15 protein-coding genes are annotated in these 17571 nt (G+C 60.7%); 2 read left to right on the top strand and 13 right to left on the bottom strand.

Going from position 1 to position 17571, the window contains the following annotated elements; genetic code table 11:
- Positions 1 to 23: 23 nt before the first annotated feature.
- Positions 24 to 506 carry a PaaI family thioesterase gene (locus ACIP02_RS20450; protein ID WP_400619778.1) on the bottom strand — a complete coding sequence of 161 codons (483 nt, stop codon included), beginning with the start codon at positions 504 to 506 and terminating at the stop codon, positions 24 to 26.
- The gene (locus ACIP02_RS20445) at positions 503 to 979 is read right to left on the bottom strand and encodes a PaaI family thioesterase (RefSeq protein WP_400619775.1); all 477 of its coding nucleotides are present in this window, start codon (positions 977 to 979) and stop codon (positions 503 to 505) included. Before ACIP02_RS20445 ends, ACIP02_RS20450 begins: the two co-directional genes overlap by 4 nt.
- Positions 980 to 1133: 154 nt before the next feature.
- On the opposite strand from ACIP02_RS20445, the gene ACIP02_RS20440 reads away from it, so the two are divergent.
- On the top strand, positions 1134 to 1418 hold the full coding sequence (locus ACIP02_RS20440) for a hypothetical protein (protein ID WP_019472034.1): 285 nt from the start codon (positions 1134 to 1136) through the stop codon (positions 1416 to 1418).
- A gap of 67 nt (positions 1419 to 1485) precedes the next feature.
- Here ACIP02_RS20440 and ACIP02_RS20435 read toward each other — a convergent pair whose 3' ends face one another.
- The 11 genes from ACIP02_RS20435 to sdhC form a co-directional block, all read right to left on the bottom strand.
- Positions 1486 to 2235, bottom strand: coding sequence for a DUF599 domain-containing protein (locus ACIP02_RS20435; RefSeq protein WP_400619771.1), 750 nt, complete (start codon positions 2233 to 2235; stop codon positions 1486 to 1488).
- Positions 2236 to 2614: 379 nt separating this feature from the next.
- Positions 2615 to 3928 carry a branched-chain amino acid transport system II carrier protein gene (gene brnQ, locus ACIP02_RS20430; RefSeq protein ID WP_400619768.1) on the bottom strand — a complete coding sequence of 438 codons (1314 nt, stop codon included), beginning with the start codon at positions 3926 to 3928 and terminating at the stop codon, positions 2615 to 2617.
- A 500-nt stretch (positions 3929 to 4428) separates the two neighbouring features.
- Entirely contained in the window at positions 4429 to 5313 is an 885-nt protein-coding gene (sucD, locus tag ACIP02_RS20425) for a succinate--CoA ligase subunit alpha (protein ID WP_003254203.1), read from the bottom strand.
- Positions 5313 to 6479, bottom strand: a complete 1167-nt coding sequence (sucC, locus tag ACIP02_RS20420) for an ADP-forming succinate--CoA ligase subunit beta (RefSeq protein ID WP_201207068.1) — start codon at positions 6477 to 6479, stop codon at positions 5313 to 5315. Before sucC ends, sucD begins: the two co-directional genes overlap by 1 nt.
- A 172-nt stretch (positions 6480 to 6651) precedes the next feature.
- The gene (gene lpdA, locus ACIP02_RS20415) at positions 6652 to 8088 is read right to left on the bottom strand and encodes a dihydrolipoyl dehydrogenase (protein WP_284356601.1); all 1437 of its coding nucleotides are present in this window, start codon (positions 8086 to 8088) and stop codon (positions 6652 to 6654) included.
- Positions 8089 to 8184: 96 nt separating this feature from the next.
- Positions 8185 to 9408, bottom strand: a complete 1224-nt coding sequence (gene odhB, locus ACIP02_RS20410; protein ID WP_400619763.1) for a 2-oxoglutarate dehydrogenase complex dihydrolipoyllysine-residue succinyltransferase — start codon at positions 9406 to 9408, stop codon at positions 8185 to 8187.
- A 42-nt stretch (positions 9409 to 9450) separates the two neighbouring features.
- Positions 9451 to 12282: a 2-oxoglutarate dehydrogenase E1 component gene (locus ACIP02_RS20405; RefSeq protein ID WP_400619760.1), complete on the bottom strand. Its 2832-nt coding sequence runs from the start codon at positions 12280 to 12282 to the stop codon at positions 9451 to 9453.
- A 246-nt stretch (positions 12283 to 12528) separates the two neighbouring features.
- Entirely contained in the window at positions 12529 to 13233 is a 705-nt protein-coding gene (locus ACIP02_RS20400) for a succinate dehydrogenase iron-sulfur subunit (RefSeq protein ID WP_012315348.1), read from the bottom strand.
- A gap of 11 nt (positions 13234 to 13244) precedes the next feature.
- Entirely contained in the window at positions 13245 to 15017 is a 1773-nt protein-coding gene (gene sdhA, locus ACIP02_RS20395; protein ID WP_172287553.1) for a succinate dehydrogenase flavoprotein subunit, read from the bottom strand.
- Between the two features lie 3 nt (positions 15018 to 15020).
- Positions 15021 to 15389: a succinate dehydrogenase, hydrophobic membrane anchor protein gene (sdhD, locus tag ACIP02_RS20390; protein WP_008091903.1), complete on the bottom strand. Its 369-nt coding sequence runs from the start codon at positions 15387 to 15389 to the stop codon at positions 15021 to 15023.
- On the bottom strand, positions 15383 to 15769 hold the full coding sequence (gene sdhC, locus ACIP02_RS20385) for a succinate dehydrogenase, cytochrome b556 subunit (protein WP_008091902.1): 387 nt from the start codon (positions 15767 to 15769) through the stop codon (positions 15383 to 15385). Before sdhC ends, sdhD begins: the two co-directional genes overlap by 7 nt.
- 352 nt (positions 15770 to 16121) lie before the next feature.
- Here sdhC and gltA point away from each other — a divergent pair, with 352 nt between their 5' ends.
- Complete coding sequence (gene gltA, locus ACIP02_RS20380; RefSeq protein ID WP_400619754.1) at positions 16122 to 17411, top strand: citrate synthase; 1290 nt, start codon at positions 16122 to 16124, stop codon at positions 17409 to 17411.
- Positions 17412 to 17571 lie beyond the last annotated feature (160 nt).

Here is a 17571-nt window from a genome sequence, read left to right as displayed (position 1 = left end):
TCGGCCTGCGCTATTGGCGGATGTCATTCAGATGGGGGCTGCCCGGATGATTTCAAGGGCTTTTCCGGCTCGATCTTGAAATGCGCGCGGGCCGTGGCGATCGGTGACTGCCTGTCAGCCTGCCAGGCAGTGATGGCGACGTTGGTCACCCGCCGGCCCTGGCGCCACAACTGGCACTGGGCGTAGGTATCGCGAAAATGCCCGGCGCGCAGGTAGTCGATGGAGAAATCGATGATCTTCGGAATGCTCGCGCTGTCACTGTAGATCAGCAGGTACAGCGCTGCCGACAACTCCATGAAGCCGGCAATCACCCCGCCGTGGATAGCGGGCAACAGCGGGTTACCGATGTTGTCCGGGTTGGCCGGCAGGCGGAACAGCAGGTCATCGCCCTGGCGCTCGCACGCGATGCCGATCAGCCCGGCGTAGGGGATCAGCGCCAGCAAGGGCCGGTAGTCACCCAGCGCATGGGCGGCGTTAAGCCGCTGGCGAACGGCGTGCGGAATCATGCCCTACCCTCCTTCAGGCTGTTGCCGAAGCGGATGCCGCCCTTGATCTCCTGGCCCAGCCGCATGAACGTGCCCACGACCTGGCAAATGGGCTGCTCGGGGTCGTCCTGGTAGGCGGTGCCACGGGTGAAGATCACGTCACGGGTCACCCGGTAGCACTGGGCATGCCCGTAGATGTCTTTGCCAGCTTCGGCCGGGTGCATGTAGTCGATACGCAGGTCCAGGGTCGGGCACACCTCGAACCGCGGCAGCACGCATAACGTGGCCATGCCGCAGGTGGTGTCCATCAGCGTGGTCAACGCACCGCCATGCACGGCACCGGTTTGCGGGTTGCCGACAATAGCCGGCGACCACGGCAGGATCAGGGTCATGCCAGCGTCATCGGCTTGCGCCACACGCATCTGCAACAACTGGCAATGTTTCAATGCCGAGAGGAAACGCTCGGCCATGGCCATCAAGGTTGAATCGCTCATTGGCTAGAACCACCTGCCGCCGCTAAACGGCATAAATTCATTAAAAAGTCTATATAGAACACGGCGTTATATATCTGTAATCTTTGTTGAACTTATTCCGCGTAGTGGCACTCGAAGGAACAAGTCACTTATTCCACCAAGGAGAAACACCCCCATGCGTAAACCTTTTGCTTTTGCTCTGATGCTGGCTGCTGCCATGGGCCTGGCCGCTTGCGATAAAGCGAGCGAAGACAAAGCCCAGGACGCACAAGAACATGCTGAACAAGCCCAGGAAAAGATGGGTGAAGCTCAGGATAAGATGAACGACGCTGCCAAGGAAAACGCCGAAGCTGCCAAAGATCAGGCCGAAGCCGAGCAGAAGGCTGCCGAAGAAGCCGCTCCGGCTACTCCGGCTCCGGAAGCGGCGCCAGCCACCCCGGCCGAACCTGCCAAGCAGTAATCGACCGAAACAAAAAAACCCGACAATGTCGGGTTTTTTTGTGCCTGTCATTAATTAGTTAAACGTTTCAGTTGCTAATAGCTGAACTTTCCTTTGCAGCCTCTGTCGGCGCATGTTCGGTCGGTGTGAATACCATGACGTCCAATACATCGGAGTGGAACTCGCGGCGATAGAGAATCAGCACAACGCCCACACTGACGATCATGAACAACCACGGGCTGATGAACCAGGTGAGCATGGCCATGCCAAAGTAATAGGCGCGCAGGCCGAAGTTGAACTGGTTGGCCGCCAGCGATAACACCCGCGCCGCGCGCGAGGCGAATGCCTTGCGCTCCTGCTCGTTGACCAGCCGCTCGCCAATCATCGGAGCCGAGCCCACCAGCACCGCGGCAAAGTTGTACTGGCGCATGCACCAGCTGAAGGTGAAGAAGGCATAGACAAAGACCATGGCCAGGCACAACAGCTTGATCTCTGACATGCCCTGGGAGGCCTGCTGCACCAGTGGCAGGTCGGCCAGCAGCGACAGCGCCCGGTCAGAGGCACCGAGCACGGTGAGGATGCCGGCGAGGATGATCAGGGTACTGGAAGCAAAGAACGATGCGTTACGCTCAAGGTTGCCGATCACACTGGCGTCGGCAATGCGGTTGTCGCGCAGCAGCATGCGGCGCATCCAGTCTTCGCGGTACAGGTGCAGCACACTGGCCAGGCACGCAGTGTCGCGCCCCTTCCAGATCGCATAGCGGGTGTAGCCACCCCAGCACAGGGCGAACCAGGCGATGGCCAACAGGTTGTTGAGGTTGCTTTGGATAAAGTTCATGCAGGGTTCCCGAAAGGGCCAGGTGCCTAGAGGATAGGGACCGGGTTTCGACGCTGGCAAGCGGCAAAAGGCACACCCGCAAAGAGAAATCTGCACTACTAAAGCAGCTCCAGATCTGACGCGGTCAAGTGTAGGAGCGGCCTTGTGTCGCGATAGGGCTGCAAAGCAGCCCCGGCAATCTGTACTGCGAAGCTGAATTCCTGGGGGCGCTTCGCACCCCTATCGCGACACAAGGCCGCTCCTACACCTGATCGCGCCACCTGTCAGGCGCAAACAAAAAGCCCCGCATCCTCTCGGATACGGGGCTTTCCAGTTTCAACCCTTGGCGCACACCCTTCGGCTTGTGGCCGGTGCCGCCCTCAGGTTTCAACCTGCCAGGTCAGGCCAGCGCCTCGCGCGGCTTGCCGAGCATGCGGTCGCAGGCCACGGCGCCAACCAGGGTCACCACCGACGGCACCAGCCAGGCCAGGCCCTGGTCGCTCAGCGGCAGGTGCGCCATGAAGTCTGGCAGCACGTGGGCAATGCTGCTGCCCTTGATCGCGTCGACCATGCCGAACACCAGCGACACCAGCATCACCGGCGCCAAAATGCGGGTCGGCGAATTCCACAGGTCCTTCACGAAGCTCAGGCCGACCACCACGATGCAAGGCGGGTAGATGGCAGTAAGCACCGGGATCGAGAACATGATCAGCTTGGTCAGGCCCAGGTTGGAGATCAGCAGCGAGAAGCCGGCCAGGATCACCACCAGCGCGCGGTACGACAGCGGCAGGATCTGGCTGAAGTATTCGGCGCAAGCGCAGGTCAGGCCAACCGCCGTCACCAAGCAGGCCAGCGCGATCAGCACGGCAAGGAAGCCACTGCCCAGCGAGCCGAAGGTGTGCTGCACATAGGCATGCAGAACAGCCGCACCGTTGGTGGCGTCAGCCGCGATGTCGTGGCTGGTGGCGCCCAGGCGGAACAGGCTGATGTACACCAGGGCCAAGCCGACACCGGCGATCAGGCCGGCAATGATGGCGTAACGGGTGATCAGCTTCGGCGACTCCACGCCGCGCGAGCGGATGGCGTTGACGATGACGATGCCGAAGACCAGGGCACCCAGGGTATCCATGGTCAGGTAACCATCGGAGAAGCCTTTGGAGAAGGCTGCGGCGGCATAGGCCGGCTGCGCCTCACCAATGCTGCCCGCTGGCAGCGCGAAGGCAGCAATACCCAGCGCGGCCAGGGCGATGATCTTCAGCGGCGCCAGGAAGCGGCCCACGGTATCGAGCAACTTGCCCGGGTACATGGACACGGCCAGCACCACGGCGAAGTACACCAGGCTGTAGATGAACAGCGCCAGCGGGCTCTCACCGGTCAGCGGTGCAACGCCCACTTCGAACGACACGGTCGCGGTACGCGGGGTAGCGAACAGCGGGCCAACCGACAGGTAGCACACGGCCGCCAGCAGGCCACCGAAGAACTTGCCGATCGGGCTGCTCAGGGCGTCCATGCCGCCACCGACCTTGGCCAGGGCGACCACGGTGATGACCGGCAGGCCTACGGCCGTTACCAGGAAGCCCAGGGCCGCCATCCACACGTGCGGGCCAGACTGCAGACCGACGATAGGCGGGAAGATGATATTGCCTGCACCCACGAAAAGCGCAAACGTCATAAAGCCAAGCGCCAGGATATCCTGGCCTTTGAGAACTTTCATTTAAGGTAGTACCACACTGCTGAAATCGGGATTCGAGAGGGGATTTCCCTTTGGATGAGGGGAAATGCTGCCCGGCTTGATAGGCCAGACCCGTTTAGCGTGTCGTTCCCTTTTGGGGTACGGGCACAGAGTGAACGCGTAATGTAACTGTTTTGTCAGTTAAACGCACTGGCACAGTGCTGCTTGTCCGATGTGCGTACATGTTTGTCGTCTGTGCAACCGAGGACAGTAGGAATTATCCTCGGATTGAAACATTCGTCTGTGTGAAAATTCCTATCAAACCCATCGAAAAAGCCATGTTGTCAGTTAGGGCCTCTTCGCGGCGGTTCGACGCCTCGATGAACCCGCTCCTACATGGAGATCACCGCAGGCCCGGAATGTGGCGGTCTCTTGTAGGAGCGGGTTCACCCGCGAAGAGGCCGGCACAGAAAAACATCAATCCCAAAAACGACAAAGGCCACCCGAAGGTGGCCTCTGTGCGCGTGGGGGGTGTAGCCGTATTACTTCTTGGCTTCCCAGCCAGTCAGCTCGGCCAGGGCCTTGCCGATGTCAGCCAGGGAACGCACGGTTTTTACACCTGCGTCCTGCAGGGCGGCGAACTTCTCGTCCGCAGTGCCCTTGCCGCCGGAAATGATGGCGCCAGCGTGGCCCATGCGCTTGCCCGCAGGTGCGGTAACACCAGCGATGTAGGAAACGACAGGCTTGGTTACGTGGGCCTTGATGTAGGCCGCGGCTTCTTCTTCAGCCGAACCGCCGATCTCACCGATCATGACGATCGCTTCGGTCTTCGGGTCTTCCTGGAACAGCTTCAGGATGTCGATGAAGTTGGAGCCCGGGATCGGGTCACCGCCGATGCCGACGCAGGTCGACTGGCCGAAGCCGGCGTCGGTGGTCTGCTTGACAGCTTCGTAGGTCAGGGTGCCGGAACGCGAAACGATACCGACCTTGCCTGGCAGGTGAATGTGACCTGGCATGATGCCGATCTTGCACTCGCCTGGGGTGATGACGCCTGGGCAGTTAGGGCCGATCAGGGTAACACCCAGCTCGTCGCACTTGACCTTCGCATCCAGCATGTCCAGGGTAGGAATGCCTTCGGTGATGCAAACGATCAGCTTGATGCCGCCAAAGGCCGCTTCCAGGATCGAGTCTTTGCAGAACGGAGCCGGGACGTAGATAACCGAGGCGTCAGCGCCGGTAGCTTCCACGGCTTCCTTGACGGTGTTGAACACCGGCAGGCCCAGGTGGGTGGTGCCACCCTTGCCTGGGGTTACGCCGCCGACCATCTTGGTGCCGTAGGCGATGGCCTGTTCGGAGTGGAAAGTACCCTGCGAGCCAGTGAAGCCCTGGCAGATGACTTTGGTGTCTTTATTGATCAGGACGCTCATTACTTGCCCTCCGCAGCTTTGACAACTTGTTGAGCAGCGTCGGTCAGGCTGGTTGCCGCAATGATGTTCAAACCGCTTTCTGCCAGTACTTTAGCGCCCAGTTCGGCGTTGTTACCTTCAAGGCGAACAACAACCGGTACCTTGACGCCGACTTCTTTCACTGCACCGATGATGCCTTCGGCAATCATGTCGCAGCGAACGATGCCGCCGAAGATGTTGACCAGAACGGCCGCGACATTGCTGTCGGACAGAATGATCTTGAACGCTTCGGTAACGCGCTCTTTGGTAGCACCACCGCCAACGTCGAGGAAGTTGGCCGGCTTGCCGCCGTGCAGGTTGACGATGTCCATGGTACCCATGGCCAAGCCGGCACCGTTGACCATGCAGCCGATGTTGCCTTCAAGGGCAACGTAGTTCAGTTCGAACTTGGCAGCGTGGGCTTCACGGGCGTCGTCCTGCGACGGGTCGTGGAAGGTTTTCAGCTTAGGCTGACGGTACATGGCGTTGGCGTCGATGTTGATCTTGGCATCGAGGCAGTGCAGGTCGCCATCGGCCTTGATCACCAGCGGGTTCACTTCCAGCAGTGCCAGGTCGTGATCCTTGAACAGCTTGGCCAGGCCAACGAAGATCTTGGCGAACTGAGTAACTTGCTTGCCTTCCAGACCCAGCTGGAATGCCAGCTCGCGACCCTGGAACGGCTGAGCGCCGACCAGCGGGTCGATGGTAGCCTTGAGGATCTTCTCAGGAGTGTCGTGCGCGACTTTCTCGATGTCCACGCCACCTTCGGTGGAGGCCATGAACACGATACGGCGGCTCGAACGATCGACTACAGCGCCCAGGTACAGCTCTTTGGCGATGTCAGTGCAGGATTCGACCAGGATCTTGGAGACTGGCTGACCGTTGGCGTCAGTCTGGTAGGTAACCAGATTCTTGCCCAACCATTGCGCAGCGAACGCCTTGGCGTCTTCCTTGCTGCGAACCAGCTTGACGCCGCCCGCCTTACCGCGACCACCTGCGTGAACCTGGGCTTTTACGACCCACTCGTTCCCGCCGATCTTGTCGCAAGCTTCTGCTGCAGCTTCAGGGGTGTCGACTGCGAAACCCTTGGAAACTGGCAGGCCGTACTCAGCGAACAGCTGCTTACCCTGATACTCGTGAAGATTCATGCTTTTTACCGTCTTCGTTAGGTACTGCGCTTCGGTGCTGCGCCAATACTGGCGCCGCACCACCTGTGACCGTTGACCCCGGGTTATCCCATGTGATCCGGTCCGGCGGACGTTCCGCGGTGAGTCATGCACGCAAGACTCACGACGGGCTGCCCGCCGTGGTTTCTTATGATTAACGCTTCTTACGGTTGGCTACGTGAATGGCGCCGCCATTCACTGCCAGCGCTGCTTCATGCAACGCTTCGGACAGGGTTGGATGGCTGAAGACCATCATGCCCAGATCCTCGGCACTGGTGCCGAATTCCATTGCGATTGCGCCCTGCTGTACCAGTTCGGCAGCCGATGGGCCAATTACGTGTACACCCAGAACGCGGTCGGTCTTGGCATCGGCGATGACCTTGACGAAACCACCGGTGTCGTTGGCAGCCATCGCACGGCCGCTGGCCGCGAACGGGAAGGTGCCTACGTTAACCTCAACACCCTCGGCCTTCAAGGACTGTTCGGTCTTGCCCACCCATGCGATTTCCGGGTGGGTGTAGATGACCGACGGGATCAGGTCGTAGTTCATCTGGGCCTTGTGGCCCTTGATGCGCTCAACCACCATGATGCCCTCTTCCGAGGCCTTGTGGGCCAGCATCATGCCGCGTACCACGTCACCGATGGCGAATACGCCCGGTACGCTGGTGGCACAGTGATCGTCGACGAAGATATAGCCACGCTCGTCGATGGTCACGCCGCTGTCGGCAGCCAGCAGATCAGTGGTCACCGGGCGGCGGCCGACCGCAACGATCAGCTTGTCGAAGGTGATCTTCTGCTCGCCTTCGGCGTTGGTGTAGGTCACTTCAACTTCGTTGCCGTTGACTTTCGAGCCGGTGACGCGAGCGCCCAGCTTGATGTCCAGGCCTTGCTTGGTCAGGGTCTTCTGGGCTTCTTTCGACACGGCAGTGTCGGCAGCCATCAGGAAGGTGTCCAGGGCTTCCAGGACGGTCACTTCAGCACCCAGGCGAGCCCATACCGAGCCCAGCTCCAGGCCGATCACGCCAGCACCGATAACGCCCAGGCGCTTCGGTACGGCCTGGAACTCCAGGGCGCCGGTGGAGTCGACGATGACATTCTGGTCGACCGGAGCCGGCGGAATGTCGATCGGGCGCGAGCCGGAAGCCAGGATCACGTTCTCGGCTTCGATGACTTCGGTGGTGCCGTCAGCCTTGGTAACTTCGACTTTCTTGCCAGCCAGCAGCTTGCCGTGGCCCTGGATCGAGGTAACGCCGTTGGCCTTGAACAGGGTGGCAACGCCACCGGTCAGGTTCTTGACGATGCCGGCCTTGCGGCCAACCATCGCGGCAACGTCCATCTTCACTTCGCCAGTGGAGATACCGTGAACGTTGAAGCTCTCTTTGGCTTCCTTGTACTTCCAGGAGCTGTCCAGCAGTGCCTTGGAAGGAATGCAACCTACGTTCAGGCAGGTGCCGCCCAGGGCCAGCTTGCCCTCGGCGTCGGTGTACTTCTCGATACAGGCAGTCTTCAGACCGAGTTGGGCGGCCTTGATGGCAGCCACATAGCCGCCAGGACCAGCACCAATTACCACTACATCGAATTTCTGGGTCATAAAAGATTCCTTGTGAGCTTCAAGCGGCAAGCTGCAAGCCGCAAGACAGACAGGCTTCTACTTGAAGCTTGCCGCTTGCAGCTTACAGCTGCTCGATTAGATGTCCAGCAGCAGGCGAGACGGATCTTCCAGCAGGTTCTTGATGGTGACCAGGAAGGTTACCGCTTCCTTGCCATCGATCAGGCGGTGATCGTAGGACAGCGCCAGGTACATCATCGGGCGAATCACAACCTGGCCGTTGATGGCCATCGGACGCTGGATGATGTTGTGCATGCCCAGGATTGCGGCCTGCGGCGGGTTGACGATCGGGGTCGACATCATCGAACCGAAGGTGCCGCCGTTGGTGATGGTGAAGGTGCCACCGGTCATTTCTTCAATCGACAGCTTGCCGTCACGGGCCTTCTTGCCGAAGGTGGCGATGCCGTTTTCGATTTCAGCCAGGCTCATCGACTCGGCGTTACGCAGTACCGGAACCACCAGGCCACGGTCGCTGGAAACCGCAACACCGACGTCGGCGAAGCCGTGGTAGACGATGTCGTTGCCGTCGATCGATGCGTTGACAGCCGGGAAGCGCTTCAGGGCTTCGGTGGCGGCCTTGACGAAGAACGACATGAAGCCCAGGCGTACGCCGTTGTGGGTCTTCTCGAACAGGTCCTTGTACTTCGAACGCAGGGCCATGACTTCGGTCATGTCGACTTCGTTGAAGGTGGTCAGCATGGCCATGTTCGACTGGGCTTCGACCAGACGCTCGGCGATCTTGGCACGCAGGCGGGTCATCGGCACGCGCTTCTCGGTGCGGTCGCCAGCAGCGGTGACCACCGGAGCCGCAGCGGCCGCAGCAGGCTTGGCAGCCGGTGCAGCGGCAGGTGCCGACTTCTTGTTGGCAACAGCAGCTACCACATCTTCCTTGGTGACGCGACCGCCTTTGCCGGTACCGGCAACGGTAGCCAGGTCGATGCCGTTCTCTTCAGCCAGCTTACGGGCAGCCGGGGCAGCGATCGGGTCGTCTTCGCCAGCGTCGGCAGCAGCGGCGGCCGGAGCAGCAGCAGGTGCGGCGGCAGCGGCAGGCGCGGCAGCAGCACCGCCTTCAACGATCGAACCCAGGACTTCGTCGGACAGGACGGTGTCGCCCTCGCCCTTGACGATGTCGCCCAGTACGCCGTCAGCGGTAGCCAGGACTTCCAGGACCACCTTGTCGGTCTCGATGTCGACGATCAGCTCGTCACGCTTGACGGCTTCGCCCGGCTTCTTGTGCCAGGTGGCAACGGTGCCATCGGCAACCGATTCCGGGAAGGTTGGGGCTTTGATCTCGATAGCCATTATCTGTGTTTCCTTAAATTCGGTTTCAGGTGCGCGAAGGCGTTAGACAGTGAAGGCGTCTTGCAGCAGTTTTTCCTGCTGTTCGGCGTGCTTCGAAGCGTAACCACAAGCTGGCGCGGCAGAAGCGTCGCGGCCGGCGTATTCCAGGACCAGTGCCTTGTTGTGGCGGCCCAGGATGCGGCGCATGTGGTGCTGGCTGCTGTACCAGGCGCCCTGGTTCATCGGCTCTTCCTGGCACCATACGGCGTGCTTGAGGTTGCTGTATTGCGCCAGGATTTCGACCAGGTCGTCTTCCGGGAACGGGTACAGCTGCTCGAGACGCAGGATGGCGATGTCTTCGCGGCCTTCGGCACGGCGTTTTTCCAGCAAGTCGTAGTAGACCTTGCCGCTGCACAGCACCAGGCGCTCGACCTTGGCCGGATCGATTGCGTCGATTTCCGGGATCACGGTCTGGAACGAGCCTTCTGCCAGGTCTTCCAGGGTCGAGATGGCCAGCTTGTGGCGCAGCAGCGACTTCGGCGTCAGGACCACCAGCGGCTTGCGCAGCGGGCGAATCACCTGGCGACGCAGCAGGTGGTAAATCTGTGCCGGGGTGGTTGGTACGCAGACCTGGATGTTGTGCTCGGCGCACAGCTGCAGGTAACGCTCCAGACGCGCGGAGGAGTGCTCCGGCCCCTGCCCTTCATAACCGTGTGGCAGCAGCATGGTCAGACCGCACAGGCGGCCCCACTTGTGCTCGCCGCTGGTGATGAACTGGTCGATCACCACTTGCGCACCGTTAGCGAAGTCGCCGAACTGGGCTTCCCAGATCACCAGCGCGTTCGGCGTGGTGGTGGAGTAGCCGTATTCGAACGCCAGTACCGCTTCTTCGGACAGGAACGAATCGTACAGGTCGAAACGTGGCTGGCCCGGGAACAGGTTCTGCAGCGGGATGTAGGTGCTGGCGTCCTTCTGGTTGTGCAACACCGCGTGGCGGTGCGAGAAGGTGCCACGGCCGATGTCCTGGCCGGTCATGCGGATCGGGTGACCTTCGAACTGCAGGGTGGCGTAGGCCATGGTCTCTGCATAACCCCAGTTGATCGGCAAGCCACCGGCCTGCATCTTCTGACGGTCTTCGTAGATCTTCGACACCTGACGCTGGACCACGAAACCTTCCGGCAGCTCAAGCAGCTTGGCCGACAGGTCTTGCAGGGTCTTGAGGTCGAAACGGGTGTCGTGACGCGCGGTCCAGGCATGGCCCAGGTAGGGGCGCCAGTCGACGAACAGCTCGCGGTTCGGCTCCTTGACCAGGCTCTTCACCACGTGCAGGCCGTTGTCCAGCGCATTGCGGTACTCGTCGACCTTGGCCTGGGCGCGATCGGCATCGATACGACCGGCCTGGATCAGCGCCTCGGCGTACAGCTCACGGGTGGTGCGCTGCTTGCTGATCTGCTGGTACATGAGCGGCTGGGTGCCGTTCGGCTCGTCGGCCTCGTTGTGGCCGCGACGACGGTAGCAGACCAGGTCGATGACCACGTCACGCTTGAACTGCATGCGGTAATCGATGGCCAGCTGGGTGACGAACAGCACTGCTTCCGGGTCATCGCCGTTCACGTGCAGGATCGGCGCCTGGATCATCTTGGCCACGTCGGTGGCGTACTCGGTGGAGCGCGCGTCCAGCGGGTTGCTGATGGTGAAACCAACCTGGTTGTTGATCACGATGTGCACGGTACCGCCGGTCTTGAAACCGCGGGTCTGCGACATCTGGAAGGTTTCCATGACCACGCCCTGGCCGGCGAATGCTGCGTCGCCGTGGATCGAGATCGGCAGCACCTTGTCGCCAACGGTGTCGTTGCGACGGTCCTGACGGGCGCGCACCGAACCCTCGACCACTGGCGAAACGATTTCCAGGTGGGACGGGTTGAACGCCATGGCCAGGTGAACTTCGCCACCGGTGGTCATCACGTTCGAGGAGAAGCCCTGGTGATACTTCACGTCACCGGAGCCCAGCTCGTTCATCTTCTTGCCTTCGAACTCGTCGAACAGCTCGCGCGGGTTCTTGCCGAAGGTGTTCACCAGCACGTTCAGACGGCCACGGTGGGCCATGCCGATGACAACTTCCTTGGTGCCGTAGGAGCCGGAACGCTGGATCATTTCGTCCAGCATCGGGATCAGGCTCTCGCCACCTTCAAGGCCGAAGCGCTTGGTGCCCGGGTACTTGGTGCCCAGGTACTTCTCCAGGCCTTCACCGGCGGTAACGCGCTCGAGCAGGTGGGCCTGCACGTCGGCGGAAAACTCCGGACGGCCGCGCACGCTTTCCAGGCGCTGCTGGAACCAGCTGCGCTGCTCGGAATCGACGATGTGGGTAAATTCGGCGCCAATGGTGCGACAATATGTCTTCTGGAGTGCATCGAAGATGTCGCGTAGGCTCGCCTCCTCTTTGCCGATGAACAGGTCGCCGGCACGGAAGGTCGTATCAAGATCGGCATTGGTCAAGCCGTAGTGATTGATCGACAGGTCTACGGGCGCAGGGCGCTGCCACAACCCCAACGGGTCGAGCTTGGCAGCCTGATGACCGCGCATACGATAGGCCTGGATCAGTCGCAGAACTTCAACCTGCTTCTTCTCGTGTTCACTGCTCACGCTCCCGGCAGATACCGGTTGGGCGCGGCGCTGGTTCTTTGCCAGCAGTACGAAATGGTCGCGGATTGTCGAGTGCGATACATCGGTAGCGGTGCTGCCGTCGGCTGGCAACTTCTGGAAGTAAGTGCGCCACTCTTCTGGCACAGCGTTAGGGTCGTGCAGGTAGAGCTCGTAGAGCTCTTCCACATATGCAGCGTTACCACCTGAAAGGTGGGCGCTATCCCACATGCGCTGCATCACGCTTTCTTGCATGCTTGGTCACCCTCGATTAGGGGACTGATCGGCGAGAGCCACAGCAAACCTGGAAAAGTCCGAAAACTAGCGACTGAACCACGCCACCTGGATCCTGCTGATTTTCCGGGTACCAGCCCGGAAAGCCCCTGCTGGTCTCATATCTTCATAGGTAATGAGCGCGGGCTTTGTGGGCCCTTGCCCGGGTTTACCTCAGTGCGGGCTCACCACCCGCACCTCGGCTTACTGCAGGTACAACACTTTGTATCAGGTGCCGCTTTGCAGCAGCATGTTACGTACGTGACCGATTGCCTTGGTCGGGTTCAGACCTTTCGGGCAAACGTTTACGCAGTTCATGATCCCGCGGCAGCGGAATACGCTGAACGGGTCATCCAGGGACGCCAGGCGCTCCTGAGTCTTGGTGTCGCGGCTGTCGGCCAGGAAGCGGTAGGCCTGCAGCAAGGCAGCGGGGCCCAGGAACTTGTCCGGGTTCCACCAGAACGACGGGCAGGAAGTCGAGCAGCAAGCGCACAGAATGCACTCGTACAGGCCGTCCAGCTTGTCGCGGTCTTCCGGCGACTGCAGGCGCTCGATGGCCGGTGCCGGGGTATCGTTCTGCAGGAACGGCTTCACCTTCTCGTACTGCTTGTAGAAGATGCTCATGTCGACCACCAGGTCACGAATGACCGGCAGGCCTGGCAGCGGACGCAGAACCAGCTTGTTGCCCTTGACCACACCCGACAGCGGGGTGATGCAGGCCAGGCCGTTCTTGCCGTTCATGTTCATGCCATCGGAACCGCACACGCCTTCACGGCAGGAGCGACGGTACGAGAAACCCTCGTCCTTTTCCTTGATCAGCGCCAATACATCGAGAACCATCAGGTCCTTGCCGCCGGTATCGACGTCGAACGACTCCATCTTGGGCGCCGAGTCGGTGTCGGGGTTGTAACGGTAAACTTCGACTTTCAACATAGCAGCCACCCTTAGTAAGTCCGGATTTTTGGCTCAAAGGCCGGAACGGTCTTCGGCGCAAAGTTGACGCCGCGCTTGGCAACGCGCTTCTCACCCGGGTAGTACAGGGTGTGGCACAGCCAGTTTTCGTCGTCACGGTCTTCGAAGTCTTCACGGGCGTGGGCGCCGCGGGACTCTTTACGGGCTTCGGCCGCGATGGCGGTAGCTTCGGCGACTTCCAGCAGGTTCTGCAGCTCCAGCGCTTCGATACGCGCGGTGTTGAAGGCCTGGGACTTGTCGTTGATCTTCACATTGGCGATACGGTCACGCAGACCGGCCAGCTGCTCGATACCCTTCTGCATGTATTCGCCAGTACGGAATACACCGAAGTAGTTCTGCATGCAGCTCTGCAGCTCGCGCTTCAGGCTGGCAACGTCTTCGCCAGTGGAGCGCTCGTTGAGCTTGTTCAGGCGGTTCAGGGCAACGTCGATGTCGGTATCGCTGGCGTCGAGGTGTTCGATGCCGTCGCTCAGTGCCTTCTCCAGGTGCAGGCCGGCAGCACGGCCGAACACCACCAGGTCGAGCAGCGAGTTGCCGCCCAGGCGGTTGGCACCGTGAACCGATACGCACGCCACTTCACCTACGGCGAACAGACCAGGAATGATGTGATCCTTGCCTTCTTCGTCCATGGTGATGGCCTGGCCATGAATGTTGGTGGCTACGCCGCCCATCATGTAGTGGCAGGTTGGAACAACCGGGACCGGCGCGACGACTGGGTCGACGTGGGCGAAGGTCTTGGACAGTTCGCAGATACCTGGCAGGCGGCTGTGCAGCACTTCCTCGCCCAGGTGGTCCAGCTTCAGCAGTACGTGGTCCTTGTTCGGGCCCACGCCGTTGCCGGCGATGATTTCCTTGACCATGGAACGGGCAACCACGTCGCGGCCGGCCAGGTCTTTCGCGTTCGGCGCGTAACGCTCCATGAAGCGCTCGCCGTGGGCGTTGATCAGGTAACCACCTTCACCGCGACAACCTTCGGTAACCAGTACACCGGCGCCGGCGATGCCGGTCGGGTGGAACTGCCACATCTCGATGTCCTGCACCGGTACACCGGCACGCAGGGCCATGCCGATACCGTCACCGGTATTGATCAGGGCGTTGGTGGTAGAGGCGTAGATACGGCCCGCACCGCCAGTGGCCAGAACGGTGGCCTTGGACTTGATGTACATGGTCTCGCCGGTTTCGATGCAGATCGCGATCACACCGACAAAGGCGCCTTCCTGGTTCTTCACCAGGTCAACGGCATAGTACTCGTTGAGGAAGGTGGTACCGGCTTTCAGGTTGCCCTGGTACAGGGTGTGCAGCAGCGCGTGACCGGTACGGTCGGATGCGGCACAGGTACGGGCGGCCTGGCCACCTTTACCGAAGTCCTTGGACTGGCCACCGAACGGGCGCTGGTAGATACGGCCGGTTTCGGTGCGCGAGAACGGCAGGCCCATGTGGTCCAGCTCGAAGACCGCAGCCGGGCCTTCCTGACACATATATTCGATAGCGTCCTGGTCACCGATGTAGTCGGAACCCTTGACGGTATCGTACATGTGCCAGCGCCAGTCATCGTTCGGGTCGGCCGAAGCGATGGCGCAGGTAATGCCGCCCTGGGCGGATACAGTGTGCGAACGGGTCGGGAAGACCTTGGTGACTACGGCAGTCTTGTGGCCGCCTTGAGCCAGTTGCAGCGCAGCGCGCATGCCGGCGCCGCCGCCACCGATGATGATGGCGTCGAAGGAAATGGTTGGAATGCTAGCCATGGATCAGATACCCCAGAGAATCTGCACACCCCAGACGAAGTAAGCGAACATCGCAACGCCGCATACCGCCTGGAACAGGAAACGAATCGCAGTTGCCGACTTGCCGAACGACATAGGCGTCAGGTAGTCGGTTGCAATGGTCCACATGCCGACCCAGGCGTGAGCGCCCAGGGCAACGAGGGCCAGCAAGCTGAAGATTCGCATCGCGTTGTTGGAGAACAGACCATGCCACTGGGTGTAGTCGATGCCTGGGTGGGCGACCACGTAGCCGATCAGGAAGATGAAGTAAGCCGCGAGAACGACCGCAGAAACGCGCTGCGCCATCCAGTCATAGAGGCCCGAACGCGACAGGTTCGTGACATTGGTTACCATACCCAAACTCCCACCAGAACGATCAGCACCACGGAGATGACGATCACGATTTTCGAGCCCAGCTTGCCGCCTTCCAGCGTCTCACCGATGCCCATGTCCATGATCAGGTGACGAACACCTGCCACGAGGTGATAAAGCAGGGCGGACAGCAGGCCCCAGGTCACGAACTTGGCCAGCGGGCTGGTCAGACACGCCTTCACCTCACCGAAGCCTTCCTCGGAACCCAGCGACTTGCCCAGTGCATAAAGCATGATGGCAAGGCCGATGAACAGGATGACGCCGGAGATACGGTGCAGGATGGACGTGTACGCAGTGACAGGAAGCTTGATGGTCCTTAGGTCTAGGTTTACAGGTCGTTGGCTTTTCACGGCTTTTTTCACACTGAAGAGCCCCTAGCGAATCAGGGCAAAGTTGTTGGTAAGTGTACTGGTCAGGTACCCACCACCCAGGGAACGGCGACCCCCAGCAGTTCGGGCTTGCAAGCCCCTGGCGGTCGGGTGCCGAGTATAGACAGTTAGGCTGCTTATGACAACGTGACGGGGTAGCCCAAATAGCGCATTGCCTTTAGCGAACAAAAGGCGTAAATGGGCGAGAATTTCGGGAAAAATCAGGCTTGAATGCCTGATTCAACAAGCCTTTAGGCAAATTGACATCTGAATTTATCCCTCTATAGTGGTGCGGGCCCTGCGTGGGGGGTCTGTCTGATGATTTCAAGCATTAATAGGAGGCCACATGGCTGACAAAAAAGCGCAGTTGGTCATCGAGGGCGCTGCCCCCGTCGAGCTGCCCATTTTAACCGGCACCGTTGGTCCTGATGTAATCGACGTCCGCGGGTTAGGGGCCACTGGTCACTTCACCTTCGACCCCGGTTTCATGGCGACCGCCTCGTGCGAGTCGAAGATCACCTATATTGACGGCGACAAAGGGATCCTGCTGCACCGCGGCTACCCGATCGAGCAACTCGCCGAACAGTCCGACTACCTCGAAACCTGCTACCTGCTGCTCAACGGCGAACTGCCGAATGCCGAGCAGAAGGCCCAGTTCGTCAGCACCGTCAAGAACCACACCATGGTTCACGAGCAGCTGAAGTCCTTCTTCAACGGTTTCCGCCGCGACGCTCACCCGATGGCGGTGATGTGCGGTGTGGTCGGCGCCCTGTCGGCGTTCTATCACGACTCCCTGGACATCAATAACCCGCAACACCGCGAAATTTCCGCGGTGCGCCTGGTCGCCAAGATGCCGACCCTGGCCGCGATGGTTTACAAGTACTCCATGGGCCAGCCGATGATGTACCCGCGCAACGACCTGTCGTACGCGGAAAACTTCCTGCACATGATGTTCAACACCCCGTGCGAGATCAAACCGATCAGCCCGGTGCTGGCCAAGGCAATGGACCGGATCTTCATCCTCCATGCCGACCACGAGCAGAACGCTTCCACCTCCACCGTCCGTCTGGCCGGCTCGTCGGGTGCCAACCCGTTCGCCTGTATCGCCGCCGGTATCGCTGCACTGTGGGGCCCGGCCCACGGCGGTGCGAACGAAGCTGTACTGACCATGCTCGATGAAATCGGCGATGTCTCGAACATCGACACCTTCATCGCCAAGGCCAAGGACAAGAACGACCCGTTCAAGCTGATGGGCTTCGGTCACCGCGTGTACAAGAACCGCGACCCGCGCGCCACCGTGATGAAGCAGACCTGCGACGAAGTCCTGCGCGAGCTGGGCATCAAGAACGACCCGCAGCTGGAACTGGCCATGCGCCTGGAAGAGATCGCCCTGACCGATCCGTACTTCATCGAACGCTCGCTGTACCCGAACGTCGACTTCTACTCGGGGATCATCCTCAAGGCAATCGGCATTCCGACCAGCATGTTCACCGTGATCTTCGCCCTGGCACGCACCGTGGGCTGGATCTCGCACTGGAAAGAAATGCTCTCCAGCCCGTACAAGATCGGCCGCCCGCGCCAGCTGTACACCGGCGAGCAGAAGCGCGACATCGTTGCGCTGAAGGACCGCAAGTAAGCTGTCATGGCCGAACGCAAAAAGGCTGCCCTCGGGCAGCCTTTTTTATTCATCGTCTGTCGCAAATCCCTGTAGGAGCGGGGGGGGGGGGGGGGGGGGGGGGGGGGGGGGGGGGGGGGGGGGGGGGGGGGGGGGGGGGGGGGGGGGGGGGGGGGGGGGA

Origin of the sequence: Pseudomonas sp. NPDC089408 (genome assembly GCF_044749445.1) — a bacterium.
GTDB lineage: Bacteria > Pseudomonadota > Gammaproteobacteria > Pseudomonadales > Pseudomonadaceae > Aquipseudomonas.
The sequence above is the reverse complement of the archived record's forward strand: the minus strand, read 5'-3'. Positions and strand labels throughout refer to the sequence as shown.

Excerpts from the sequence above, each read along its gene's own strand:
- ACIP02_RS20450 (WP_400619778.1), bottom strand. The coding sequence starts at position 506 with ATGATTCCGCACGCCGTTCGCCAGCGGCTTAACGCCGCCCATGCGCTG.
- ACIP02_RS20445 (WP_400619775.1), bottom strand. The coding sequence starts at position 979 with ATGAGCGATTCAACCTTGATGGCCATGGCCGAGCGTTTCCTCTCGGCA.
- ACIP02_RS20440 (WP_019472034.1), top strand. The coding sequence starts at position 1,134 with ATGCGTAAACCTTTTGCTTTTGCTCTGATGCTGGCTGCTGCCATGGGC.
- ACIP02_RS20435 (WP_400619771.1), bottom strand. The coding sequence starts at position 2,235 with ATGAACTTTATCCAAAGCAACCTCAACAACCTGTTGGCCATCGCCTGG.
- brnQ (WP_400619768.1), bottom strand. The coding sequence starts at position 3,928 with ATGAAAGTTCTCAAAGGCCAGGATATCCTGGCGCTTGGCTTTATGACG.
- sucD (WP_003254203.1), bottom strand. The coding sequence starts at position 5,313 with ATGAGCGTCCTGATCAATAAAGACACCAAAGTCATCTGCCAGGGCTTC.
- sucC (WP_201207068.1), bottom strand. The coding sequence starts at position 6,479 with ATGAATCTTCACGAGTATCAGGGTAAGCAGCTGTTCGCTGAGTACGGC.
- lpdA (WP_284356601.1), bottom strand. The coding sequence starts at position 8,088 with ATGACCCAGAAATTCGATGTAGTGGTAATTGGTGCTGGTCCTGGCGGC.
- odhB (WP_400619763.1), bottom strand. The coding sequence starts at position 9,408 with ATGGCTATCGAGATCAAAGCCCCAACCTTCCCGGAATCGGTTGCCGAT.
- ACIP02_RS20405 (WP_400619760.1), bottom strand. The coding sequence starts at position 12,282 with ATGCAAGAAAGCGTGATGCAGCGCATGTGGGATAGCGCCCACCTTTCA.
- ACIP02_RS20400 (WP_012315348.1), bottom strand. The coding sequence starts at position 13,233 with ATGTTGAAAGTCGAAGTTTACCGTTACAACCCCGACACCGACTCGGCG.
- sdhA (WP_172287553.1), bottom strand. The coding sequence starts at position 15,017 with ATGGCTAGCATTCCAACCATTTCCTTCGACGCCATCATCATCGGTGGC.
- sdhD (WP_008091903.1), bottom strand. The coding sequence starts at position 15,389 with ATGGTAACCAATGTCACGAACCTGTCGCGTTCGGGCCTCTATGACTGG.
- gltA (WP_400619754.1), top strand. The coding sequence starts at position 16,122 with ATGGCTGACAAAAAAGCGCAGTTGGTCATCGAGGGCGCTGCCCCCGTC.